This is a genomic window from Escherichia sp. B1147 (assembly GCF_001660175.1).
Classification (GTDB): domain Bacteria; phylum Pseudomonadota; class Gammaproteobacteria; order Enterobacterales; family Enterobacteriaceae; genus Escherichia; species Escherichia whittamii.
Window position 1 is genome coordinate 1 of sequence record NZ_LFHY01000006.1, and the last position, 26,230, is coordinate 26,230.

At 53.1% G+C, this 26,230-nt stretch carries 20 protein-coding genes; 12 read left to right on the forward strand and 8 right to left on the reverse strand.

Annotated elements, in window-relative coordinates; translation table 11 throughout:
• Positions 1-50: 50 nt before the first annotated feature.
• Complete coding sequence (locus A9180_RS05770; RefSeq protein WP_064527005.1) at positions 51-1,100, reverse strand: hypothetical protein; 1,050 nt, start codon at positions 1,098-1,100, stop codon at positions 51-53.
• Positions 1,101-1,666: 566 nt separating this feature from the next.
• On the opposite strand from A9180_RS05770, the gene yahO reads away from it, so the two are divergent.
• Positions 1,667-1,942, forward strand: a complete 276-nt coding sequence (gene yahO / locus A9180_RS05775) for a DUF1471 family periplasmic protein YahO (RefSeq protein WP_000848012.1) — start codon at positions 1,667-1,669, stop codon at positions 1,940-1,942.
• Between the two features lie 110 nt (positions 1,943-2,052).
• Here yahO and prpR read toward each other — a convergent pair whose 3' ends face one another.
• Positions 2,053-3,639 carry a propionate catabolism operon regulatory protein PrpR gene (gene prpR / locus A9180_RS05780; protein WP_064527007.1) on the reverse strand — a complete coding sequence of 529 codons (1,587 nt, stop codon included), beginning with the start codon at positions 3,637-3,639 and terminating at the stop codon, positions 2,053-2,055.
• 238 nt (positions 3,640-3,877) lie between these two features.
• Here prpR and prpB point away from each other — a divergent pair, with 238 nt between their 5' ends.
• From prpB to codA, 6 genes are all read left to right on the forward strand, one after another.
• Positions 3,878-4,768 (forward strand): methylisocitrate lyase, encoded by an 891-nt coding sequence (gene prpB / locus A9180_RS05785; protein ID WP_032280350.1) that lies wholly within the window; start codon positions 3,878-3,880, stop codon positions 4,766-4,768.
• A 255-nt stretch (positions 4,769-5,023) separates the two neighbouring features.
• Entirely contained in the window at positions 5,024-6,193 is a 1,170-nt protein-coding gene (prpC, locus tag A9180_RS05790; protein WP_064527009.1) for a 2-methylcitrate synthase, read from the forward strand.
• Positions 6,194-6,226: 33 nt separating this feature from the next.
• Positions 6,227-7,678: a 2-methylcitrate dehydratase gene (gene prpD, locus A9180_RS05795; protein WP_064527011.1), complete on the forward strand. Its 1,452-nt coding sequence runs from the start codon at positions 6,227-6,229 to the stop codon at positions 7,676-7,678.
• A gap of 39 nt (positions 7,679-7,717) precedes the next feature.
• Complete coding sequence (gene prpE / locus A9180_RS05800) at positions 7,718-9,604, forward strand: propionate--CoA ligase (RefSeq protein WP_064527013.1); 1,887 nt, start codon at positions 7,718-7,720, stop codon at positions 9,602-9,604.
• Positions 9,605-10,136: 532 nt separating this feature from the next.
• Entirely contained in the window at positions 10,137-11,396 is a 1,260-nt protein-coding gene (gene codB, locus A9180_RS05805; RefSeq protein WP_000076233.1) for a cytosine permease, read from the forward strand.
• Positions 11,386-12,669: a cytosine/isoguanine deaminase gene (codA, locus tag A9180_RS05810; RefSeq protein WP_064527015.1), complete on the forward strand. Its 1,284-nt coding sequence runs from the start codon at positions 11,386-11,388 to the stop codon at positions 12,667-12,669. The genes codB and codA overlap by 11 nt, the downstream gene beginning before the upstream one ends.
• A gap of 136 nt (positions 12,670-12,805) precedes the next feature.
• On the opposite strand, the gene cynR is transcribed toward codA, so the two are convergent.
• Positions 12,806-13,705, reverse strand: coding sequence for a transcriptional regulator CynR (cynR, locus tag A9180_RS05815; RefSeq protein WP_064527017.1), 900 nt, complete (start codon positions 13,703-13,705; stop codon positions 12,806-12,808).
• 109 nt (positions 13,706-13,814) lie between these two features.
• On the opposite strand from cynR, the gene cynT reads away from it, so the two are divergent.
• The 3 genes from cynT to cynX are packed head-to-tail and all read left to right on the forward strand — an operon-like array spanning position 13,815 to position 16,162.
• On the forward strand, positions 13,815-14,474 hold the full coding sequence (cynT, locus tag A9180_RS05820) for a carbonic anhydrase CynT (RefSeq protein ID WP_064527019.1): 660 nt from the start codon (positions 13,815-13,817) through the stop codon (positions 14,472-14,474).
• A 30-nt stretch (positions 14,475-14,504) separates the two neighbouring features.
• Complete coding sequence (cynS, locus tag A9180_RS05825; RefSeq protein ID WP_064527021.1) at positions 14,505-14,975, forward strand: cyanase; 471 nt, start codon at positions 14,505-14,507, stop codon at positions 14,973-14,975.
• 5 nt (positions 14,976-14,980) lie between these two features.
• Positions 14,981-16,162 (forward strand): cyanate transporter CynX, encoded by a 1,182-nt coding sequence (gene cynX / locus A9180_RS05830; protein ID WP_064527023.1) that lies wholly within the window; start codon positions 14,981-14,983, stop codon positions 16,160-16,162.
• 85 nt (positions 16,163-16,247) lie between these two features.
• On the opposite strand, the gene lacA is transcribed toward cynX, so the two are convergent.
• The 5 genes from lacA to A9180_RS05855 form a co-directional block, all read right to left on the reverse strand.
• Entirely contained in the window at positions 16,248-16,859 is a 612-nt protein-coding gene (lacA, locus tag A9180_RS05835) for a galactoside O-acetyltransferase (RefSeq protein WP_064527025.1), read from the reverse strand.
• A 64-nt stretch (positions 16,860-16,923) separates the two neighbouring features.
• Entirely contained in the window at positions 16,924-18,177 is a 1,254-nt protein-coding gene (lacY, locus tag A9180_RS05840) for a lactose permease (RefSeq protein ID WP_064527027.1), read from the reverse strand.
• A gap of 51 nt (positions 18,178-18,228) precedes the next feature.
• Positions 18,229-21,303 carry a beta-galactosidase gene (gene lacZ, locus A9180_RS05845; protein WP_064527029.1) on the reverse strand — a complete coding sequence of 1,025 codons (3,075 nt, stop codon included), beginning with the start codon at positions 21,301-21,303 and terminating at the stop codon, positions 18,229-18,231.
• Positions 21,304-21,425: 122 nt separating this feature from the next.
• On the reverse strand, positions 21,426-22,517 hold the full coding sequence (gene lacI, locus A9180_RS05850) for a DNA-binding transcriptional repressor LacI (protein WP_149025966.1): 1,092 nt from the start codon (positions 22,515-22,517) through the stop codon (positions 21,426-21,428).
• Between the two features lie 67 nt (positions 22,518-22,584).
• On the reverse strand, positions 22,585-23,418 hold the full coding sequence (locus A9180_RS05855; RefSeq protein WP_064527175.1) for a DNA-binding transcriptional regulator: 834 nt from the start codon (positions 23,416-23,418) through the stop codon (positions 22,585-22,587).
• A 190-nt stretch (positions 23,419-23,608) separates the two neighbouring features.
• On the opposite strand from A9180_RS05855, the gene A9180_RS05860 reads away from it, so the two are divergent.
• Positions 23,609-25,273, forward strand: coding sequence for a bifunctional 3-(3-hydroxy-phenyl)propionate/3-hydroxycinnamic acid hydroxylase (locus A9180_RS05860; RefSeq protein ID WP_064527031.1), 1,665 nt, complete (start codon positions 23,609-23,611; stop codon positions 25,271-25,273).
• A gap of 1 nt (position 25,274) precedes the next feature.
• On the forward strand, positions 25,275-26,219 hold the full coding sequence (mhpB, locus tag A9180_RS05865) for a 2,3-dihydroxyphenylpropionate/2,3-dihydroxicinnamic acid 1,2-dioxygenase (RefSeq protein ID WP_064527033.1): 945 nt from the start codon (positions 25,275-25,277) through the stop codon (positions 26,217-26,219).
• Positions 26,220-26,230: the final 11 nt, after the last annotated feature.

Below are 26,230 nucleotides of genomic sequence, written 5' to 3' on the forward strand. Positions count from 1 at the left end.
GTTTTGACTATGAGGTGATGATATCACCTCTATTCAGGTGGCCAAATTCACTATGCCACTACACCTTTGGTTATATAGGTATTACCGTCATAGTTATTCATACCGGATAATGTTGTCGTTCCGGAGCCGACCTGGTTAACCTGGCCTTTGCCATCTATGGGTACGGCCAGAACAAAATTAGCATTGGTGTGATTAAAGTTTACTATCGACGTAGTAGAGGTATTTGCCCCTCCTAAAATAATGACGGGAGTATTAATTGAACCAGCAGGCTGCGCAGCTTCACCTTGCGCCCCTCCAATATTTAACACTCCTGTTCCGTTAGAGGAGACGCCAACCATGATATATAAACTCGCATTGATTACGGCATCTTTGCTGACAGTGAGGACCCCGGTAGTATCAGAAGTAGAGGATGGGTCATATCCGCCCAGAAGTATATATGGGGCATTTACTGTTGAGTTTTTGTCGGCAACCTGAACTTCTCCATAACTACTCTGGTTAGCTGACAAAGGAGAATGTGCGTTAACATACCCAATATTCAGTTGTTTCAGGGAAGTGAGTGTTCCGCCATTAGTAACAGATACTTTTCCCGTTCCCTGATCGCCAACAATAGCAATGTTAGTGGTGACTGATGAGTTTTCCCCATCAATAACCAACGTCCCCCTGGCATCACCATAAAACTCACCGATTCTTATTGATTGCAGGCCACTTATCTTACTGCCATCTAATACGTATAACGTACCGGACCCTTCGTTAGTGCCCAAAAAAATATTGGAGTTAGAGGTGCCGAGCTGCCAGTTGGTATGATTGGTTAAAGTGATGGTGCCTTCAGCATGATTACCAATGCTGGCTGATGAAGTGGTAAATGAAAGATTATCAATGAGCAATGAACCATTAGAGTCTTCACCTACTTTCAATGATTTAAAATGCTCCCATCCGGGATCGTAGCCCTCTGAGGCAATGAGTTTTACCTCTTCATTATTATTAATGACAACATTACTATCTGAATTTATAGGTGGGGTGATGGCCAGGGATTCTGGCGTAAATAATATGGTTAAAATGGCTATAGACAGCGTTGATAAAGCATGTTTTGTTAACTTCATATCACTTACTTTCATCCTTAAAAATCATATGGCGAGATGTGTTTCATTGCAGTGCTTTTCTCCAGCTATCTAATAAGGCTTAAGCATGCAGTTATAGAATAATAGCTTCAATGTGGCCTATTAGAAGATTGTTCAACTATTGGTTGTTCATTGTATCTTTAGAATTTGGCGGTTAATAAGTGATGTTGCCATGTTTTTTTATTGTTTTTAAATAAAATAATGATGAATTATCTGAATGTTTATGTAAATGAATTCAATAAAACCAATAAAAATCATATTAATATGTTTTGTTGGTTTTGTTATTCGGAAAAATAGCAATAGAAGTGTGAGTTTTGCATTGATTTTTGTGCTGGTTGGATATTTCAGATTTTTGTGAAAAATAATTTAAGTCGTGCTATCGATAATTGTATTAAACGGTGGGGCTAGTGTAGCCCCCATTAAGAACAATACAAATATATTTTCTTTTCCTGTGGATTTTTCCTAACCGCTGAACTACTTATTAATCAACCCTGATGATGACTGTTAGCTTCAGGGCATTAGCCAATCACACATTATGGAGTTCACCTATGAAAACTGGAACTAAGCTCTTAGTTGGTGCGTTAGCTTTTGTTGTCACAAACGTCTATGCCGCTGAATTGATGACCAAAGCGGAATTTGAAAAGGTTGAATCGCAATATGAAAAAATAGGTGATATTTCAACAAGTAATGAAATGTCGACTGCAGATGCAAAAGAAGATTTGATCAAAAAAGCGGATGAAAAAGGTGCTGATGTGTTGGTACTGACCTCCGGTCAGACTGACAATAAGATCCACGGCACGGCAAATATCTATAAGAAGAAGTAATTCTGAAATTCATATAAACATGCCCGATGCGCACGTCTATCGGTGAACGCAACATATTGAAATTCATGATTTTGTAGGCCGGATAGGGCGTTCACGCCGCATCCGGCAATTTAATTTTTCAGCCGCCGCCAGAACGTTGTTCGGCTGACGCCTAAATAATTCGCCGCTGCTGTTTTATCACCATTAAATTTCTCCAGTGCTTGTTGGGGTGTCAGCAAGGCTGGGGCGATAACGTTAACTGATTTTTGTGTCAATTCTGGCAATAATTGCTGCAAAAATTGCGGCGTTAAATCCGGCGTCGGTTCCACACTTAAAAATAGCGCCAGTCGCTCCATCATATTGCGCAGTTCTCGAATATTTCCCGGCCACTCATAGTGCAATAAAACCACCTGGCAGGTATTTAACCCCTCACGTAACGCAGCAGAACACGGGGCGGAGAGCGCCGCCAGTGACACTTTCAAAAAGCTCTCTGCCAGCGGCAGAATATCTGTAATCCGCTCGCGCAGTGGGGGTAATTGCAGGCGCAAAATACTCAGACGATAAAACAGATCACGGCGAAACTGACCTTGTAGCATATCCTCCTCCAGATTGCAGTGGGTGGCGCTAATGACCCGCACACTTACCGGAACAGGCTGATGCCCGCCGACGCGGGTAACCTCTTTTTCTTCCAGCACTCGTAACAGGCGAGTCTGCAATGGCAGCGGCATTTCGCCAATCTCATCAAGAAACAGCGTGCCGCCGTGAGCAATTTCAAACAGCCCGGCGCGACCTCCGCGTCGTGAGCCGGTAAATGCCCCTTCCTCATAGCCAAACAGCTCCGCTTCCAGCAATGATTCGGCAATCGCTCCGCAGTTAACGGCAACAAACGGATGCGACTTTTTGCCCTGTCGCGCTTCGTGGCGGGCAAAGTATTCCCGATGAATCGCCTGGGCCGCCAGCTCTTTGCCCGTCCCCGTTTCCCCCTCAATCAACACCGCCGCACTGGAGCGGGCATACAGCAAAATAGTCTGCCGCACCTGTTCCATTTGTGGCGATTGACCAAGCATATCGCCCAGCACGTAACGAGTACGCAGGGCGTTGCGGGTCGTGTTGTGGGCATTATTCCGCAGAGACATACGCGTCATATCCAGCGCATCGCTGAACGCCTGGCGCACGGTGGCAGCAGAATAGATAAAAATTCCGGTTATTCCGGCTTCTTCTGCCAGATCGGTAATCAGCCCCGCGCCGACCACGGCTTCGGTGCCATTAGCTTTGAGCTCGTTAATCTGCCCGCGTGCGTCTTCTTCGGTAATGTAGCTACGTTGGTCGAGACGCAAATTAAAGGTTTTTTGAAACGCGACCAGCGCCGGAATGGTTTCCTGATAAGTGACAACGCCGATAGAAGACGTGAGTTTTCCCGCTTTTGCCAGTGCCTGTAACACATCGAATCCGCTCGGTTTAATCAGAATTACCGGCACCGACAGGCGACTTTTCAGATACGCGCCGTTAGAGCCAGCAGCGATGATAGCGTCGCAGCGTTCGTTTGCCAGTTTCTTGCGGATGTAGGTCACCGCTTTTTCAAAGCCAAGCTGGATAGGGGTGATGTTCGCCAGATGATCAAACTCGAGGCTGATATCGCGAAACAGCTCGAACAGCCGCGTCACCGATACTGTCCAGATAACTGGTTTGTCGTCATTCAGCCGTGGTGGATGTGCCATAGCGCACCGCAAAGTTAAGAAACCGAATATTGGGTTTAGTCTTGTTTCATAATTGTTGCAATGAAACGCGGTGAAACATTTCCTGAAACGTTAACTGAAACGCATATTTGCGCATTAAGTAAGAATGTTTTAATTAAGCAATTGAAATGCATTACTTATTTTATTTTTAATAATTCTGGCACACCCCTTGCTTTGTGTTTATTAACGCAAATAACAAGTTGATAACAAAGGATGGGCTATGTCTCTACACTCTCCAGGCAAAGCGTTTCGCGCTGCACTGAGCAAAGAAACCCCGTTGCAAATTGTCGGCACCATTAACGCTAACCATGCGCTGTTGGCGCAGCGTGCCGGATATCAGGCGATATATCTCTCCGGCGGTGGCGTGGCGGCAGGTTCTCTGGGGCTGCCCGATCTCGGTATTTCTACTCTTGATGATGTGCTGACCGATATTCGCCGTATCACTGACGTCTGTTCGCTGCCGCTGCTGGTGGATGCAGACATCGGTTTTGGCTCTTCGGCCTTTAACGTCGCCCGCACTGTGAAATCGATGATCAAAGCAGGCGCGGCGGGCTTACATATTGAAGATCAGGTAGGTGCGAAACGTTGTGGTCATCGCCCGAACAAAGCGATCGTCTCAAAAGAGGAGATGGTGGATCGGATCCGTGCGGCGGTGGATGCGAAAACCGATCCTGATTTTGTGATCATGGCGCGCACCGATGCGCTGGCAGTAGAAGGGCTGGACGCCGCGATTGAGCGCGCGCAGGCCTACGTTGAAGCCGGTGCCGAGATGTTGTTCCCGGAGGCGATTACCGAACTCGCCATGTACCGCCAGTTTGCCGATGCGGTGCAGGTGCCGATCCTTGCCAACATTACTGAATTTGGTGCAACACCGCTGTTTACCACCGACGAATTACGCAGCGCCCATGTGGCGATGGCGCTCTACCCCCTGTCAGCATTCCGCGCCATGAACCGCGCCGCTGAACATGTCTACAACGTCCTGCGTCAGGAAGGCACGCAGAAAAGCGTCATCGACACCATGCAAACCCGCAACGAACTGTACGAAAGCATCAACTACTACCAGTACGAAGAGAAACTCGACGACCTGTTTGCCCGTAGCCAGGCGAAATAAGAAGAAACGTCCGTTGGTTGTATCCGACAACCGATGCCTGATGCGTCACTGACGCGACTTATCAGGCCTACGGGGGAACTGAGCTGCAGGTCGGATAAGACACACAGCGTCGCATCCGACAACCGATGCCTGATGCGTCGCTGACGCGATTTATCAGGCCTACGGAGTGTACTGAACTGTAGGTCGGATAAGACGCACAGCGTCGCATCCGGCAACAATCCCGACCCTACAAATGATTACAATGACGAGGACAACATGAGCGACACAACGATCCTGCAAAACAGTACCCATGTCATTAAACCGAAAAAATCTGTGGCACTTTCCGGCGTTCCGGCGGGTAACACCGCGCTTTGTACTGTAGGCAAAAGCGGCAACGATCTGCACTACCGCGGCTACGATATTCTTGATCTGGCAGAACATTGCGAATTTGAAGAAGTGGCGCATCTGCTGATCCACGGCAAACTGCCGACCCGTGACGAACTTGCCGCCTACAAAACGAAACTGAAAGCCCTGCGTGGCTTACCGGCTAACGTGCGTACCGTGCTGGAAGCCCTACCTGCGGCGTCGCACCCGATGGATGTCATGCGCACCGGCGTTTCCGCGCTCGGCTGCACGCTGCCGGAAAAAGAGGGGCATACCGTCTCTGGTGCGCGGGATATTGCCGACAAACTGTTGGCGTCGCTGAGTTCGATTCTTCTCTACTGGTATCACTACAGCCACAACGGAGAACGTATCCAGCCGGAAACCGATGACGACTCTATCGGCGGTCACTTCCTGCATCTGTTGCATGGCGAAAAGCCATCGCAAAGCTGGGAAAAGGCGATGCAGATTTCGCTGGTGCTGTACGCCGAGCATGAGTTTAACGCCTCCACCTTTACCAGCCGGGTGATTGCCGGCACTGGCTCTGACATGTATTCAGCCATTATCGGCGCAATCGGCGCACTGCGTGGGCCGAAGCACGGCGGGGCGAATGAAGTCTCGCTGGAGATCCAACAACGCTACGAAACGCCGGACGAAGCCGAAGCGGATATCCGCAAGCGCGTGGAAAACAAAGAGGTGGTGATTGGTTTTGGGCATCCGGTTTATACCATCGCCGACCCGCGCCATCAGGTGATCAAGCGTGTGGCGAAGCAGCTCTCGCAGGAAGGCGGCTCGCTGAAGATGTACAACATTGCCGATCGCCTGGAAACGGTGATGTGGGAGACGAAAAAGATGTTCCCCAATCTCGACTGGTTCTCCGCTGTTTCCTACAACATGATGGGCGTTCCCACCGAGATGTTCACTCCACTGTTTGTTATCGCCCGCGTCACCGGCTGGGCGGCGCACATTATCGAACAACGTCAGGACAACAAAATTATCCGCCCTTCGGCGAATTACACTGGACCGGAAGAGCGCCCGTTTGTCGCGCTGGATAAGCGCCAGTAAACCTCTACGAATAACAATAAGGAAACGTACCCAATGTCAGCTCAAATCAACAACATCCGCCCGGAATTCGACCGTGAAATCGTTGATATCGTCGATTACGTCATGAACTACGAAATCAGCTCCAGAGTGGCCTACGACACCGCGCACTACTGCCTGCTCGACACTCTCGGCTGCGGTCTGGAAGCTCTTGAATACCCGGCCTGTAAAAAACTGTTGGGGCCAATTGTCCCCGGCACCGTCGTACCTAACGGCGTGCGCGTCCCCGGAACTCAGTTCCAGCTCGACCCCGTCCAGGCGGCATTTAACATCGGCGCGATGATCCGCTGGCTCGATTTCAACGATACCTGGCTGGCGGCGGAATGGGGCCATCCTTCTGACAACCTCGGCGGCATTCTTGCAACGGCGGACTGGCTTTCACGCAACGCGGTCGCCAGCGGCAAAGCGCCGTTGACCATGAAACAGGTGCTGACTGGAATGATCAAAGCCCATGAGATTCAGGGCTGCATCGCGCTGGAAAACTCCTTTAACCGCGTCGGCCTCGACCACGTTCTGTTAGTGAAAGTCGCCTCCACCGCCGTGGTAGCTGAAATGCTCGGCCTGACCCGCGAGGAAATCCTCAACGCCGTTTCACTGGCGTGGGTAGACGGTCAGTCGCTGCGCACTTATCGCCATGCGCCGAACACCGGCACGCGTAAATCCTGGGCGGCGGGCGATGCGACGTCTCGCGCGGTACGTTTGGCGCTGATGGCGAAAACGGGCGAAATGGGTTATCCGTCAGCCCTGACCGCGCCGGTGTGGGGCTTCTACGATGTCTCCTTTAAAGGTGAGTCGTTCCGCTTCCAGCGTCCGTACGGTTCCTACGTGATGGAAAATGTGCTGTTCAAAATCTCCTTCCCGGCGGAGTTCCACTCCCAGACGGCAGTTGAGGCGGCGATGACGCTCTATGAACAGATGCAGGTGGCAGGTAAAACGGCGGCAGATATCGAAAAAGTGACCATTCGCACCCACGAAGCCTGTATTCGCATCATCGACAAAAAAGGGCCGCTCAATAACCCGGCTGACCGTGACCACTGCATTCAGTACATGGTGGCGATCCCGCTGCTGTTCGGGCGCTTAACGGCGGCAGATTACGAAGACAACGTTGCGCAAGATAAACGCATCGACGCCCTGCGTGAGAAGATCAATTGCTTTGAAGATCCGGCATTTACCGCTGACTACCACGACCCGGAAAAACGCGCCATCGCCAATGCCATTACCCTTGAGTTCACCGACGGCACGCGTTTTGAAGAAGTGGTGGTGGAGTACCCAATTGGTCACGCTCGCCGCCGCCAGGACGGCATTCCGAAACTGGTCGATAAATTCAAAATCAATCTCGCGCGCCAGTTCCCGACTCGCCAGCAGCAGCGCATTCTGGACGTTTCTCTCGACAGAGCTCGCCTCGAACAGATGTCGGTCAACGAGTATCTCGACCTGTACGTCATTTAAGCAAACAGCGGTAAGGCGTAAGTTCAACAGGAGAGCATTATGTCTTTTAGCGAATTTTATCAGCGTTCGATTAACGAACCGGAGCAGTTCTGGGCCGAGCAGGCCCAGCGTATCGACTGGCAGACGCCCTTTACGCAAACGCTCGATCACAGCAATCCACCGTTTGCCCGTTGGTTTTGTGAAGGCCGAACCAACTTGTGCCACAACGCCATCGACCGCTGGCTGGAGAAACAGCCAGAGGCGCTGGCATTGATTGCCGTCTCTTCAGAAACAGAAGAAGAGCGTACCTTCACCTTTCGCCAGCTGTATGACGAAGTGAATGCGGTGGCGTCAATGCTGCGCTCACTGGGCGTGCAGCGTGGCGATCGGGTGCTGGTGTATATGCCGATGATTGCCGAAGCGCATATTACGCTACTGGCCTGCGCGCGCATTGGCGCTATTCATTCGGTGGTATTTGGTGGTTTTGCCTCGCACAGCGTGGCGGCGCGGATTGATGATGCCAGACCGGTGCTGATTGTCTCGGCAGATGCAGGCGCGCGCGGTGGCAAAATCATTCCGTATAAAAAATTGCTCGACGATGCGATAAGCCAGGCGCAGCACCAGCCGCGCCACGTTTTACTGGTGGATCGCGGGCTGGCGAAAATGGCGCGCGTCAGTGGGCGGGATGTCGATTTCGCTTCGTTGCGTCATCAGCATATTGGTGCGCGAGTCCCCGTGGCCTGGCTGGAATCCAACGAAACCTCCTGCATTCTCTACACCTCCGGCACGACCGGCAAACCTAAAGGCGTGCAGCGTGATGTCGGCGGTTATGCGGTGGCGCTGGCGACCTCGATGGAAACCATTTTTGGCGGCAAAGCGGGCGGTGTGTTCTTTTGTGCGTCGGATATCGGCTGGGTAGTAGGGCATTCGTATATCGTCTACGCGCCGCTGCTGGCAGGGATGGCGACCATTGTTTACGAAGGATTGCCGACCTGGCCGGACTGCGGCGTGTGGTGGAAAATCGTCGAGAAATATCAGGTGAGCCGTATGTTCTCGGCGCCGACCGCCATTCGCGTGCTGAAAAAATTCCCTACCGCTGAAATTCGCAAACACGATCTCTCGTCGCTGGAAGTGCTCTATCTGGCCGGAGAACCGCTGGATGAGCCGACCGCCAGTTGGGTGAGCAATACGCTGGATGTGCCGGTCATCGACAATTACTGGCAGACCGAATCCGGCTGGCCGATTATGGCGATTGCTCGCGGTCTGGACGACAGGCCGACGCGTCTGGGAAGCCCCGGCGTGCCGATGTATGGCTACAACGTGCAGTTGCTCAACGAAGCCACCGGCGAACCGTGCGGTGTCAATGAGAAAGGGATGCTGGTGGTGGAAGGGCCGCTGCCGCCGGGCTGTATTCAAACCATCTGGGGCGACGACGAGCGCTTTGTAAAGACTTACTGGTCGCTGTTTTCCCGCCCGGTTTACGCCACGTTTGACTGGGGCATCCGCGACGCTGACGGGTATCACTTTATTCTCGGGCGTACCGATGACGTGATTAATGTTGCCGGGCATCGGCTGGGGACGCGTGAGATTGAAGAGAGTATCTCCAGCCATCCGGGCGTTGCCGAAGTGGCGGTGGTTGGGGTGAAAGATGCGCTGAAAGGGCAGGTGGCGGTGGCGTTTGTCATTCCGAAAGAGAGCGACAGCCTGGAAGACCGTGATGTGGCGCACTCGCAAGAGAAGGCGATAATGGCGCTGGTGGATAGCCAGATTGGCAACTTTGGCCGCCCGGCGCACGTCTGGTTTGTCTCGCAATTGCCGAAAACACGATCCGGAAAAATGCTGCGCCGCACGATCCAGGCAATTTGCGAAGGTCGCGATCCGGGGGATCTGACGACCATTGATGATCCTGCGTCGTTGGATCAGATCCGCCAGGCGATGGAAGAATAAGGTATTGTCGGATGTGTCGCGCGCCGCATCCGACAGTCGTGCGCCGATGCCTGATGCGACGCTGGCGCGTCTTATCATGCCTACAGGCCTGAACCGTAGGTCGGATAAGGCGCTCGCGCCGCATCCGACAGGCGTGCACCGATGCCTGATGCGAGGCTGGTGCGTCTTATCACGCCTACAGGTCTGTGCCGGATCGGTAGGTCGGATAAGGCGCTCGCGCCGCATCCGACAGGCGTGCACCGATGCCTGATGCGAGGCTGGTGCGTCTTATCACGCCTACAGGTCTGTGCCGGATCGGTAGGTCGGATAAGGCGCTCGCGCCGCATCCGACAGCCGTGCACCGATGCCTGATGCGACGCTGGTGCGTCTTATCATGCCTACCCACTGTTTTTACACAGATAATTTTTTCCCCACCTTTTTTCACTCATTCATATAAAAAATACATTTCCCCACGGAAACGATTGCTTTTTATCTTCAGATGAATAGAATGCGGCGGATTTTTTGGGTTTTAAACAGCAAACGGAGGAATTTCGTGTCGCAAGATAACAACTTTAGCCAGGGGCCAGTCCCGCAGTCGGCGCGGAAAGGGGTATTGGCATTGACGTTCGTCATGCTGGGATTAACCTTCTTTTCCGCTAGTATGTGGACTGGCGGCACTCTCGGAACCGGTCTTAGCTATCATGATTTCTTCCTCGCAGTCCTCATCGGTAATCTTCTCCTCGGTATTTACACTTCATTTCTTGGTTATATTGGCGCAAAAACCGGCCTGACCACTCATCTTCTTGCTCGCTTCTCGTTTGGTGTTAAAGGCTCATGGCTGCCTTCACTGCTGCTGGGCGGCACCCAGGTTGGCTGGTTTGGCGTTGGCGTGGCGATGTTTGCCATTCCCGTGGGCAAGGCGACCGGGCTGGATATTAATTTGCTGATTGCCGTCTCCGGTTTACTGATGACCGTCACCGTCTTCTTTGGCATTTCGGCGCTGACCGTTCTTTCGGTGATTGCGGTTCCGGCTATTGCCTGTCTTGGCGGTTATTCGGTGTGGCTGGCCGTTAACGGCATGGGCGGTCTGGACGCATTAAAAGCGGTCGTTCCCGCACAACCGTTAGATTTCAATGTCGCGCTGGCGCTGGTTGTTGGGTCATTTATCAGTGCGGGTACGCTCACCGCTGACTTTGTCCGGTTTGGTCGCAATGCCAAACTGGCGGTGCTGGTGGCGATGGTGGCCTTCTTCCTCGGCAACTCGTTGATGTTTATTTTCGGCGCGGCAGGCGCTGCGGCGCTGGGCATGGCAGATATTTCTGATGTGATGATTGCTCAGGGCCTGCTGTTGCCCGCGATTGTGGTGCTGGGGCTGAATATCTGGACCACCAACGATAACGCGCTCTATGCGTCGGGCTTAGGTTTCGCCAACATTACCGGTATGTCGAGCAAAACCCTTTCGGTAATCAACGGTATTATCGGTACGGTCTGCGCATTATGGCTGTACAACAATTTTGTCGGCTGGCTGACTTTCCTTTCGGCAGCGATTCCTCCGGTAGGTGGCGTGATCATCGCCGACTATCTGATGAACCGTCGCCGCTATGAGCACTTTGCGACCACGCGTATGATGAGTGTCAATTGGGTGGCGATTCTGGCGGTCGCGCTGGGGATTGCCGCAGGCCACTGGTTACCGGGGATTGTTCCGGTCAACGCTGTATTAGGTGGCGCACTGAGCTATCTGATCCTTAACCCGATTTTGAATCGTAAAACGACAGCAGCAATGACGCATGTGGAGGCTAACAGTGTCGAATAACGCTTTACAAACAATTATTAACGCCCGGTTACCCGGCAAAGAGGGGCTGTGGCAGATTCATTTGCAGAACGGCAAAATCAGCGCCATTGATGCGCAATCTGGCGTTATGCCCGTCACTGAAAACAGTCTGGATGCAGAGCAAGGTTTAGTTTTACCGCCGTTTGTGGAGCCGCATATTCACCTGGACACCACGCAAACCGCCGGGCAACCTAACTGGAATCAGTCCGGTACGCTGTTTGAAGGCATTGAACGCTGGGCCGAGCGCAAAGCGTTATTAACCCATGACGATGTGAAACAACGCGCATGGCAAACGCTGAAATGGCAGATTGCCAACGGCATTCAGCATGTGCGTACCCATGTCGATGTTTCGGATGCAACGCTGACTGCGCTGAAAGCAATGCTGGAAGTGAAGCAGGAAGTCGCGCCGTGGATTGATCTGCAAATCGTTGCCTTCCCGCAGGAAGGGATTTTGTCGTATCCCAACGGCGAAGAGTTGCTGGAAGAGGCGCTGCGCTTAGGGGCAGACGTTGTTGGGGCGATTCCGCATTTTGAATTTACCCGCGAATACGGCGTGGAGTCGCTGCATAAAACCTTCGCCCTGGCGCAAAAATACGACCGCCTGATCGATGTTCACTGTGATGAGATCGACGATGAGCAGTCACGTTTTGTCGAAACCGTTGCCGCCCTGGCGCACCGTGAAGGAATGGGCGCGCGCGTCACCGCCAGCCACACCACGGCAATGCACTCCTATAACGGGGCGTATACCTCACGCCTGTTCCGCTTGCTGAAAATGTCCGGTATTAACTTTGTCGCCAATCCGCTGGTTAATATTCATCTGCAAGGGCGTTTCGATACTTATCCAAAACGTCGCGGCATTACGCGCGTTAAAGAGATGCTGGAGTCAGGCATTAACGTCTGCTTTGGTCATGATGATGTTTTCGATCCGTGGTATCCGCTGGGGACGGCAAATATGCTGCAAGTGCTGCATATGGGGCTGCATGTTTGCCAGTTGATGGGCTACGGGCAGATTAACGATGGCCTGAATTTAATCACCCACCATAGTGCCAGAACGCTGAATTTGCAGGATTACGGCATTGCCGCCGGAAACAGCGCTAACCTGATTATCCTGCCGGCTGAAAATGGATTTGACGCGCTGCGCCGTCAGGTTCCGGTACGTTATTCGGTACGTGGCGGTAAGGTGATTGCCAGTACACAACCGGCACAAACCACTGTGTATCTGGAGCAGCCGGAACCCATTGATTACAAACGCTGATCGGCTGGGTTACAGCGAGCGTAGTTTATGCCGGATGCGGCGTGAACGCCTTATCCGGCCTACGTAGAGCACTAAACTCGTAGGCCTGATAAGCGTAGCGCATCAGGCAATTTCAGCCACTGACCTGTGTCAGTGGCTACCGTGATTCATTCCCGCTAGCATCCGCGCATTCATCCAACGCCATTTGTAAAAATGCCTTCGCGGCGGCAGTCTGCCAGCTATTTTTCCGCCGCAACAAAACTGCCGTTCTTTCCAGTAGTGGCGGGGCAAGAGAAATAGCTTTAAGCCCATCATGTTGTGTGGCAATCGCTGCAGGCAGCAAGGTGGAAAGGGCGGTGCGGCGAATCAGTTCCAGAACCGCGCTAATTGAGTTCGCCTCAATGACCACCTGTGGATGCAGCCCGGCTTTCTCGCAGTAGTGGTCAATTTGCTCCCTTGTGGCAAATTCCGCACTGAGCAGGACCAGTTTTTCATCATGCAAGCGACTCAACGCCACCTGTTCATGGTCAGCCAGCGGATGATGTTGCGCCACCACCAACGCTAAACTTTCTGTAAGTAAAGGAATGGCCTCCAGCTCCGACGAATGCACAGGCGCGAAGGCAATTCCAACGTCCAGTTCATCGCGGCAAAGCAGATCTTCGATTTTCTCCTGCGACATTTCCTGTAGCCGGAGTGTGATGCCGGGGTAACGTGCATAGAAATCCGCCATTAAGGGGCCGATAAAGTAGCTCGTAAAAGTAGGCGTGACGGCGATACGCAACGAGCCACGTGTCAGATCGGCAACATCATGGATTGCCCGTTTACCCGCTCCCAGTTCCTGTAACGCCCGGCTGGCGTATTGTCGCCAGACTTCCCCCGCATCGGTGAGGCGAATCGTTCGCCCGCTACGGTCAAACAGCGGCACGCCTAAACTCTCCTCTAACTGACGAATCTGCTGGGAAAGCGCAGGCTGGGATACGTGCAATGCACTGGCGGCACGGGTGAAGCTGCCATGTTCTGCCACGGCAAGAAAGTAATTGATATGTCGAGAGAGCATTCGCCAACCTATAAGTAAATCCAATAGAACTCATCATAAATGAGTCTTTTACCTTATAGCAATCGGCGAGTAGTCTGCCTCTCATTCCAGAGACAGACAGAGGTTAACGGTGAAAGAGATTATTGACGGATTCCTTAAATTCCAGCGCGAGGCATTTCCTGAGCGGGAAGCCTTGTTTAAACAGCTGGCGACACAGCAAAGCCCGCGCACCCTTTTTATCTCCTGCTCCGACAGCCGTCTGGTCCCTGAGCTGGTGACACAACGCGAACCCGGCGATCTGTTCGTTATTCGCAACGCGGGCAATATCGTTCCTTCTTATGGGCCGGAACCCGGTGGTGTCTCCGCTTCGGTGGAGTATGCCGTCGCCGCGCTTCGTGTATCCGACATTGTGATTTGCGGTCATTCCAACTGTGGCGCAATGACCGCTATTGCCAGCTGCCAGTGCATGGACCATATGCCTGCCGTCTCTCACTGGCTGCGTTATGCCGATTCTGCCCGCGTCGTTAATGAGGCGCGGCCACATAGCGATTTACCGTCCAAAGCTGCGGCGATGGTGCGTGAAAACGTGATTGCTCAGTTGGCTAATCTGCAAACTCATCCATCGGTGCGCCTGGCGCTTGAAGAGGGGCGGATCGCCCTGCATGGCTGGGTCTACGACATTGAAAGCGGCTGCATCACAGCCTTTGACGGCGCAACTCGCCAGTTCGTGCCACTGGCAGCTAATCCCGGCGTTTGTGCCATATCACCACGCCAGCAAACCGCAGCGTAACCATACTTTTAATCCATCAGGAGATTTACCATGATTCAGTCGCAAATTAACCGCAATATTCGTCTTGATCTCGCCGATAGCATTCTGCTCTGCAAAGCTAAAAAAGATCTCTCATTTGCTGAGATTGCCGACGGCACCGGTCTGGCAGAAGCCTTTGTGACCGCTGCTTTGCTGGGGCAGCAGGCGCTTCCTGCCGACGCCGCTCGCCTGGTTGGGGCGAAGCTGGATCTCGACGAAGACGCCATTCTACTGTTGCAGATGATTCCACTGCGTGGCTGCATTGATGACCGTGTGCCAACCGACCCAACGATGTACCGTTTCTATGAAATGTTGCAGGTGTACGGCACTACCCTGAAAGCGTTGGTACATGAGAAGTTTGGCGATGGCATTATCAGCGCGATTAACTTCAGACTCGACGTCAAGAAAGTGGCGGACCCGGAAGGTGGCGAACGTGCGGTCATCACCTTAGATGGTAAATATCTGCCGACCAAACCGTTCTGACAGCCATGCGCGACCATCAAAAGACGTTCACGATGCTGCTGGTTCTGGTGCTGATTGGTCTTAATATGCGACCACTGCTCACCTCCGTTGGGCCACTGCTACCGCAATTGCGCCAGGCGAGCGGAATGAGCTTTAGCGTAGCTGCCCTGTTGACGGCTCTGCCAGTGGTCACCATGGGCGGGCTGGCACTGGCCGGAGGCTGGCTGCAACAGTACGTCAGCGAACGTCGCAGCGTCGCCATCAGTCTGTTGCTGATTGCCGTCGGTGCATTGATGCGTGAGCTTTACCCTTATAGTGCGCTGCTGCTCAGTAGCGCACTGCTCGGTGGGGTAGGGATTGGCATTATTCAGGCGGTGATGCCTTCGGTGATTAAGCGGCGGTTTCAGCAGCGTACGCCAGTGGTGATGGGGCTGTGGTCTGCGGCACTGATGGGTGGTGGTGGGCTAGGCGCCGCCCTGACGCCCTGGTTAGTTCAACACAGCGAAACCTGGTATCAAACACTCGCCTGGTGGGCGTTGCCTGCTATTGTTGCGCTCTTTGCCTGGTGGTGGCAGAGCAATCGCCAGGCCTCTTCATCTCACAACTCGACAATCACTCCGGTTCGCGTGGTATTCACTCCCCGCGCCTGGACGCTGGGGCTTTACTTCGGTCTGATTAACGGCGGTTACGCCAGCCTGATTGCCTGGTTACCCGCTTTTTATATGGAGATCGGTGCCAGCGCGCAGTACAGCGGTTCTTTGCTGGCATTGATGACGCTTGGGCAAGCTGCGGGGGCGTTACTGATGCCTGCCATGGCTCGCCATCAGGATCGGCGCAAACTGTTAATGCTGGCACTGGCGTTACAACTGGTCGGTTTCTGCGGCTTTATCTGGCTGCCGTTACAATTGCCGGTATTGTGGGCGATGGTGTGCGGATTAGGTCTGGGCGGTGCGTTTCCGCTCTGTTTGCTGCTGGCGCTCGACCACTCTCCACAACCGGGTATTGCTGGCAAGCTGGTGGCATTTATGCAGGGGATCGGCTTTATCATCGCCGGGCTTTCCCCCTGGTTTTCTGGCGTGCTGCGTAGTATCAGTGGCAATTACCTGATGGACTGGATGTTTCATGCGCTGTGCGTCGTTGGGCTGATGATCATAACCCTGCGCTTTGCACCGACACGTTTTCCACAGTTGTGGGTCAAAGAGGCATAATGCGGCGCGAACGCCTTATCCGGCCTACGTAGATTACTGAACTTGTAGGCCTGATAAGTGGAGCGCATCAGGCAATTTTGCTAATTTAAACTGAAGACTCAACTTTATAATCTTTGAAATAATATTGCTTATCCCGGTCGTTTATTTCGCGAATAACCCGACAAGGAACACCAGCGGCAACGACGTTTGGCGGAATGTCTTTTGTGACGACACTACTCGCGCCAATAACAGAATTATCCCCGATGGTGACGCCTGGATTAATGACCACATGACTCCCGATCCAGACATTATTACCAATCGTTATCGGAAAAGAGTACATCTCTCCGTTTTTTCTTAATTCATGGTGTACCGGGTGTCCCGTAACGGAAATAGTAACGTTGGGTGCAATCAGTACGTTATCACCGATAGTTACCGTGTAGTCATCGACAATAGTTAAATTGAAATTTGCGTAAAAATTGCGACCTATATGAATGTTGGAACCATAAGAGAAATAGACAGGCGGCTCTATCCAGGTATTTTCTCCTACTGTGGCAAACATTTCTTTAATCAGGCTTTCCCTTTTTTCAACTTCCGATGGGCGCGAGTGATTAAACTCATACATTAACTCTTTTCCACGAAGTCTTTTTTCAGGTAAACCTTCGCACATATCGGTAAATAGCTTTCCTGCTTTTATTCTTTCGGTCATTGGCATGTTCATTACGATTATTCCATTTTATAAGTAGGTCGGATAAGGCGCTCGCGCCGCATCCGACATTGCTTGCTTAAGCGACTTCATTCACCTGGCGACGCAGTAGGGAAAGCGGGCCGGGGCCGCTAAGTGTGAACACGGAAATTAAGGTGAAGCCCAGCGCTACCAGACCCAGCACCAGATAAGCGCCCTGGAAACCGATGCTTTCATACATATTGCCCGCCAGAACAGACATGAAAATCATCGCCAGCTGCTTAAAGAAGCAGAAACAGACCAGATAAATTGTCGCTGAGAAACGCACTTCAAACTGGCTGGTAATATATTTAAAGCAGCCCACCAGCAGGAACGGTACTTCAAACATATGCAGCGTTTTTAGAATAACCACTTCCAGCGCCGAGGTGGCGAACGATGAGCCAATAATACGTACAGACATAATGGTGCCAGCCAGCAGCAGGGCGTTTTTCCCACCAATGCGATTAATAATCAGCGGCGCAAAGAACATAATCGAGGCGTTGAGTAATTCGCCCATCGTCGTTACGTAGCCAAATACCCGCGTCCCCTGTTCACTGGAGGTAAAAAACGAAGTGAAGAAATTAGCAAACTGTTGGTCAAAAACATCGTAGGTGCAGGAAACGCCAATAACATACAGCGACAAAAACCACAGTTTTGGCTGCCTGAACAGTTCCAGTGCCAGCTTAAGGCTAAATGCAGAATGGTTGGCGCCTACGGCATTGGCAACCGTCGCGGAAGAAGGGGCGTCCGTTTTGGCGAAAAAGAGCAAAATGGCGAGGATGAGTGCGCAGCCAGAACCCAGCCAGAATACAAACTGGTTATTGATGGTGAACATGATGCCGACAATCGAGGCACACAGCGCCCAGCCAACGCAGCCAAACATCCGCGCGCGACCAAATTCGAAATTACTGCGACGGCTGACCTTCTCGATAAATGCTTCTACCGCGGGCGCACCGGCGTTAAAACAAAAGCCAAGATAAATACCACCAACAATCGATCCTACTAAAATGTTGTATTGTAACAATGGGCCAAAGATAAAAATAAAGAACGGCGCAAACATCACTAACATGCCGGTAATAATCCATAGCAGGTATTTGCGCAGCCCGAGTTTGTCAGAAAGCAGACCAAACAGCGGTTGGAATAACAGAGAGAACAGAGAGATAGCGGCAAAAATAATACCCGTATCACTTTTGCTGATATGGTTGATGTCATGTAGCCAAATCGGGAAAAACGGGAAATAGGCCCCCATGATAAAAAAGTAAAAGAAAAAGAATAAGCCGAACATCCAAAAGTTTGTGTTTTTTAAATAGAACATAATGGATTTCCTTACGCGAAATACGGGCAGACATGGCCTGCCCGGTTATTATTATTTTTGACACCAGACCAACTGGTAATGATAGCGACCTGCGCTCAACTGGAATTCCGCCGACACTGACGGGCTCCAGGAGTCGTCGCCACCAACCCCCATATGGAAACCGTCGATATTCAGCCATGTGCCTTCTTCTGCGTGCAGCAGATGGCGATGGCTGGTTTCCATCAGTTGTTGTTGGCTGTAGCGGCTGATATTGAACTGGAAGTCGCCGCGCCACTGGTGTGAGCCATAATTCAATTCGCGCGTCCCGCAGCGCAGACCGTTTTCGCTCGGGAAGACGTACGGGGTATACATGTCTGACAATGGCAGATCCCAGCGGTTAAAACAGGCCGCAGTAAGGCGGTCAGGATAGTTTTCTTGCGGCCCTAATCCGAGCCAGTTTACCTGCTCTGCTACCTGTGCCAGCTGGCAGGTCAGGCCAATCCGCGCCGGATGCGGCGTATCGCTCGCCACTTCAACATCCACACTGATGACCATCTCACCGTGTCCATCAATTCGGTAGGTTTTCCGGCTGATAAATAAGGTTTTCCCCTGATGCTGCCAGGCGTGGACAGTCGTAATCAGCACCGCGTCGGCAAGCGTCTCTGCCGTACACTGCAACAACGCCGATTCGGCCTGGTAATGGCCTGCCGCCTTCCAGCGTTCGACCCAGGCGTTCGGGTCAATGCGGGTCGCTTCACTCACGCCAATGTCGTTATCCAGCGGTGCACGGGTGAACTGATCGCGCAGCGGCGTCAGCAGTTGTTTTTCATCGCCAATCCACATCTGTGAAAGAAGGCCTGACTGACGGTTAAATTGCCAACGCTTATTACCCAGCTCGATGCAAAAATCCGTTTCGCTGGTGGTCAGTTGCGGGATGGCGTGGGGCGCTGAGGGGAGCGTCACACTGAGATTTTCCGCCAGTCGCCACTGTTGCCAGGCGCTGATGTGTCCGGCTTCTGACCACGCGGTCGCGTTCGGTTGCACCACGCGTACTGTGAACCAAAGTTGCCCGGCGCTCTCCGGCTGTGGCAGTTCAGGCAGTTCAATCAACTGTTTACCTTGTGGAGCGACAGTCAGAGGCACTTCACCGCTTGCCAGCGGCTTACCATCCAGCGCCACCGACCAGTGCAGGATTTCGTTATCGCTATGACGGAACAGGTATTCGCTGGTCACTTCGATGGTTCGCCCGGATAAACGGAACTGGAAAAACTGCTGTTGGTGTTTTGCTTCTGTTAGTGCCGGATGCGGCGTGCGATCGGCAAAGACCAGACCGTTCATGCAGAACTGGCGATCGTTCGGCGTATCGCCAAAATCACCGCCGTAAGCCGACCACGGGTTGCCGTTTTCATCATATTTAATCAGCGACTGATCCACCCAGTCCCAGACGAAGCCGCCCTGTAAACGTGGGTACTGACGAAACGCCTGCCAGTATTTAGCAAAGCCGCCAAGACTGTTACCCATCGCGTGGGCATATTCACAAAGGATCAGCGGGCGCGTCTCTCCTGGCAGCGAAAGCCATTTTTTGATAGACCATTTTGGCGCTGCCGGGAAGGGTTGGTCTTCATCCACGCGCGCGTACATCGGGCAAATAATATCGGTTGCCGTGGTGTCTGCTCCGCCGCCTTCATACTGCACCGGACGTGAAGGATCGACAGATTTAATCCAGCGATACAGCGCGTCGTGATTAGCGCCGTGGCCTGATTCATTCCCCAGCGACCAGATAATTACGCTCGGGTGATTACGATCGCGCTGCACCATCCGCGTTACGCGTTCGCTCATTGCTGGCAGCCACTGCGGATCATCGGTCAGACGATTCATTGGCACCATGCCGTGGGTTTCGATATTAGCTTCATCCACCACATACAGGCCGTAGCGGTCGCACAGCGTGTACCACAGCGGATGGTTCGGATAATGTGAACAGCGCACGGCGTTAAAGTTGTTCTGCTTCATCAGCAGGATATCCTGCACCATCGTCTGTTCATCCATGACCTGACCGTGCAGGGGATGATGCTCGTGACGGTTAACGCCGCGAATCAGCAACGGCTTGCCGTTCAGCAACAGCAGGCCATTTTCAATCCGCACCTGGCGGAAACCAACATCACAGGCTTCCGCTTCAATTAGCGTGCCATCGGCGGTGTGCAGTTCAACCACCGCACGATAGAGGTTCGGGAGTTCGGCGCTCCACAGCGTCGGGTTTTCGACGTTCAGACGTAGCGTGACGCGATCGGCATAACCGCCGCGCTCATCGATAATTTCGCTGCCGAAAGGTGCGGTGCCGCTGGCGACCTGCGTTTCCCCCTGCCATAAAGATACGCTTACCCGCAGCTCATCGCGCAGCTCGCCGTACATCTGAACTTCAGCCTCCAGCACGGCGCGGCTGAAATCGTCATTAAAATGGGTAGCAACATGGAAGTCGCTGATTTGCGTGGTCGGTTTGTGCAGCAGTGAGACGTCGCGGAAAATGCCGCTCATCCGCCACATATCCTGATCTTCCAGATAACTGCCGTCACTCCAGCGCAGCACCATCACCGCGAGGCGGTTTTCTCCGGCGCGTAAAAAGTCACTCAGATCAAATTCAGACGGCAAACGGCTGTCTTGCCCGTAACCGACCCAGCGTCCGTTGCACCACAGATGAAACGCTGAGTTAACACCATCAAAAATAATCCGTGTCTGGCCTTCCTGTAGCCAGCTTTCATCAATAGTAAATGTGAGCGAGTAACATCCTGTCGGATTCTCTGCGGGAACATACGGCGGATTGACCGCAATGGGGTAGGTTACGTTGGTGTAGATGGGGGCATCGTAACCGTGCATCTGCCAGTTTGATGGCACTGATACGCAATCGGCGTCAGGAAGATCGTACTCCAGCCAGCTTTCCGGCACTGCTTCAGGAGCGGGAAACCAGGCAAATTGCCACTCACCATTCAGACTGCGCAACTGTCGGGAAGGGTGATTATTGCGGGCTTCTTCGCCATTACGCCAACTGGCGAAAGGGGGATGTGCTGCAAGGCGATTAAGTTGCGTGACGCCAGGGTTTTCCCAGTCACGACGTTGTAATACGACGGCCAGTGAATCCGTAATCATGGTCATAGCTGTATCCTGTGTGAAATTGTTATCCGCTCACAATTTCACACAACATACGAGCCTGACGCATAGAGTGTAAAGCCTGGGGGGCCTAATGAGTGAGCTGACTCACATTAATTGCGTTGCGCTCACTGTCCGCTTTCCAGACGGGAAATTTGCCTTGCCAGCTGCATTAATGAATCTGCCAACGCGCGGGGAGAGGCGGTTTGCGTATTGGGTGGCAGGGTGGTTTTTCTTTTCACCAGTGAAACGGGCAGTAGCTGATTTCCTTTTACCGCCAGCCCCTGAGAGAGTTGCAGCAAGCGGTCTACGCTGGTTTGCCCCAGCAGACGAAAATCCTGTTTGATGGTGGTTAGCGGCGGGATATAACATGAGCTGTCTTCGGTATCGTCGTATCCCACTACCGAGATATCCGCGCCGACGCGCAGCCCAAACTCAGTAATGGCGCGCATTGCGCCCAACGCCATCTGATCGTTAGCAACCAGCATCGCGGTGGGAATAATACCCTCATTCAGCATCTGCATGGTTTGTTGAAAACCGGACATGGCGCTCCAGTCGCCTTCCAGTTCCGCTATTGGCTGAATTTGATTGTGTTTGAGATATTTGTGCCAGCCCGCCAGGCGCAGACGCGCCGAGACAGAACTTAATGGGCCTGCTAACAGGGCGATTTGCTGGTGACCCCATTCGACAAGATGATCCACGCCCAGTCGCGTACCGTCTTCATGGGAAAAAATAATACTGTTGATGGGGGCCTGGTCAGAGACATCAAGAAACAAAACCGGAACATTAGCACAGGCCGCTTCCACGGTAATAGCATCCTGGTCATCCAGCGGATAGTTGATGATCAGACCGCTAACGCGTTGCGCGAGAAGGTTGTGTACCGCCGCTTTACAGGCTTCGACGCCGCTTCGTTCTACCATCGACACCACCACGCTGGCACCCAGTTGGTCGGCGCGAGATTTAATTGCCGCGACAATTTGCGACGGCGCGTGCAGGGCCAGGCTGGAGGTAGCAACGCCAATCAACAACGACTGTTTGCCCGCCAGTTGTTGTGCCACGCGGTTGGGAATGTAATTCAGCTCCGCCATTGCCGCTTCCACTTTTTCCCGCGTTTTCGCAGAAACGTGGCTGGCCTGATTCACCACGCGGGAAACGGTCTGATAAGAGACTCCGGCATACTCTGCGACATCGTATAGCGTTACTGGTTTCACATTCACCATCCTGAATTGACTCTCTTCCGGGCGCTATCATGCCATACCACGAAAGGTTTTGCGCCATTCGGCGGCGTTAACGTAAATGCACGCCACTTCGCCGTCCGGCCACCAGGATAGCCTGCGATTCCACCCCTTCTTCGATCTGTTTTGCTACCCGTTGCAGCGCCGGAAGATGTTTTTCTGCCGCCTGTTCGATGGTCATCGCGCTGGCCATATACACCAGATTCAGACAGCCAATCACCTGTTGTTCACTGCGCAGCGGTACGGCGATAGAGGCTATTTTCTCTTCCTGATCCCAGCCGCGGTAGTTCTGTCCGTAACCTTCTTTGCGTGCACGCGCCAGAATGGCATCCAGCTTTAACGGTTCCCGTGCCAGTTGATAGTCATCACCGGGGCGGGCGGCTAACATTTCGATTAACGCCTGGCGTTCTTTTTCTGGACAAAAGGCCAGCCAGGTCATGCCTGATGCAGTTTTCAGAAGCGGTAAACGCCGCCCGACCATTGCCCGGTGAAAGGATAATCGACTGAAACGGTGAGTGGTTTCGCGTACTACCATTGCGTCAACATCCAGCGTGGAAACATCTGTCGGCCACACCACATCGCGCAACAGATCGCCCAATAGTGGGGCCGCCAGCGCAGAAATCCACTGTTCGTCACGAAATCCTTCGCTTAATTGCCGCACTTTGATAGTCAGACGAAAACTGTCATCGGAGGTACTGCGTCGGACATATCCCTCTTCCTGCAGCGTCTCCAGCAGCCGCCGCACCGTGGTGCGATGCAGGCCGCTGAGTTCCGCCAGTAGCCCGACGCTGGCACCGCCGTCAAGTTTATTTAACATATTTAATAACATTAGGCCGCGGGTTAATCCGCGTACGGTTTTGTATTCTGTCTGCTCATCGTTTTGCATATTAATTGACATTTCTATAGTTAAAACAACGTTGTGCACCTGGTGCACATTCAGGCATGTTTTGATTGTAGCCGAAAACTCCCTTCCTATACTGACCACACAATAAAAAATCATTTACATATTTTTAACAAAATAAGTTGCGGCTTACTGTGCGCGCAACGGTATTTTGTCCGAGTCGTGAGGTACTGAAATGGCAACACAACACCCTGATATTCAGCCTGCTGTTAACCATAGCGTTCAGGTGGCGATCGCGGGTGCCGGTCCGGTCGGGCTGATGATGGCGAACTATCTCGGCCAGATGGGCATTGAGGTGCTGGTGGTGGAGAAACTCGATAAGTTGATCGACTATCCGCGTGCGATTGGCATTGATGACGAGGCGCTGCGCACCATGCAGTCGGTCGGCCTCGTTGATCATGTTTTACCGCACACCACGCCGTGGCACGCGATGCGTTTTCTCACCCCAAAAGGCCGCTGTTTTGCTGACATTCAGCCAATGACTGATGAATTTGGCTGGCCGCGCCGTAACGCCTTTATTCAGCCGCAGGTCGATGCGGTGATGCTGGAAGGGTTGTCGCGTTTTCCGAATGTACGCTGCCTGTTTTCCCGCGAGCTGGAGGCCTTCAGCCAGCAAGATGACGAAGTGACCTTGCACCTGAAAACGGCAGAAGGGCAGCGGGAAACTGTCAAAGCCCAATGGCTGGTGGCCTGTGACGGTGGGGCAAGTTTTGTTCGTCGCACCCTGAACGTGCCGTTTGAAGGTAAAACCGCGCCAAATCAGTGGATTGTGGTGGATATCGCCAACGATCCGTTAAGCACGCCGCATATCTATTTGTGTTGCGATCCGGTGCGTCCGTATGTTTCCGCCGCGCTGCCTCATGCGGTACGTCGCTTTGAATTTATGGTGATGCCGGGAGAAACCGAGGAGCAGCTGCGTGAGCCGCAAAACATGCGCAAGCTGTTAAGCAAAGTGCTGCCTAATCCGGACAACGTCGAATTGATTCGCCAGCGTGTCTACACCCACAACGCGCGACTGGCGCAACGTTTTCGTATTGACCGCGTACTGCTGGCGGGCGATGCCGCGCACATCATGCCGGTGTGGCAGGGACAGGGCTATAACAGCGGTATGCGCGACGCCTTTAATCTCGCCTGGAAACTGGCGTTGGTTATCCAGGGGAAAGCCCGCGATGCGCTGCTCGATACCTATCAACAAGAACGTCGCGATCACGCCAAAGCGATGATTGACCTGTCGGTGACGGCGGGCAACGTGCTGGCTCCGCCGAAACGCTGGCAGGGTACGTTACGTGACGGCGTTTCCTGGCTGCTCAATTATCTGCCGCCAGTAAAACGCTACTTCCTCGAAATGCGCTTCAAGCCGATGCCGCAATATTATGCCGGTGCGCTGGTGCGTGAGGGCGAGGCGAAGCACTCTCCGGTTGGCAAGATGTTTATTCAGCCGAAAGTCACGCTGGAAAACGGCGACGTGACGCTGCTCGATAACGCGATCGGCGCGAACTTCGCGGTAATTGGCTGGGGATGCAATCCACTGTGGGGGATGAGCGATGAGCAAATCCAGCAGTGGCGCGCGCTGGGTACTCGTTTCATCCAGGTGGTGCCGGAAGTGCAAATTCATACTGCGCAGGATAACCACGATGGCGTGCTACGCGTGGGAGATGCGCAAGGTCGCCTGCGTAGCTGGTTTGCACAACATAATGCTTCGCTGGTGGTGATGCGCCCGGATCGCTTTGTTGCCGCCACTGCCATTCCGCAAACCCTGGGCAATACGCTGAATAAACTGGCGTCGGTGATGACGCTGACCCGCCCTGATGCCGACGTTTCTGTCGAAAAGGTAGCCTGATATGCACGCTTATCTTCACTGTCTTTCCCACTCGCCGCTGGTGGGGTATGTCGACCCGGCGCAAGAGATACTCGATGAGGTCAATGGTGTGATTGCCAGCGCCCGCGAGCGTATTGCGGCTTTCTCCCCTGAGCTGGTGGTGCTGTTTGCGCCAGATCACTACAACGGTTTTTTCTATGACGTGATGCCGCCGTTCTGTTTAGGCGTTGGGGCGACGGCAATTGGTGATTTCGGCAGTGCGGCAGGAGAACTTCCCGTGCCTGTGGAGCTGGCGGAGGCTTGTGCGCATGCCGTCATGAAGAGCGGGATCGATCTTGCCGTTTCTTACTGTATGCAGGTGGATCACGGGTTCGCCCAGCCGCTGGAGTTCCTGCTCGGCGGACTGGATAAGGTGCCGGTTCTGCCTGTGTTCATCAACGGCGTCGCCACGCCGCTGCCCGGTTTCCAGCGTACTCGCATGTTGGGGGAAGCCATTGGCCGTTTCACCAGTACACTGAATAAGCGCGTGCTGTTCGTTGGTTCCGGTGGGCTTTCCCATCAGCCGCCGGTGCCAGAACTGGCAAAAGCCGATGCCCATATGCGCGATCGTCTGTTGGGTAGCGGGAAAGATTTGCCCGCCAATGAGCGCGAAATGCGCCAGCAACGGGTGATTAGCGCCGCGGAGAAGTTTGTTGAGGATCAGAGAACTCTGCATCCGCTAAACCCGATTTGGGATAACCAGTTCATGACTTTGCTGGAGCAGGGGCGCATTCAGGAGCTGGATGCCGTCAGTAACGAAGAGCTTTCCGCCATTGCCGGAAAGTCGACACATGAAATCAAAACCTGGGTCGCCGCTTTTGCCGCTATTTCTGCGTTTGGCAACTGGCGTAGCGAAGGGCGTTATTACCGCCCAATCCCGGAGTGGATTGCCGGATTTGGCTCGTTAAGCGCCAGAACAGAGAACTGAATATGCAGGAG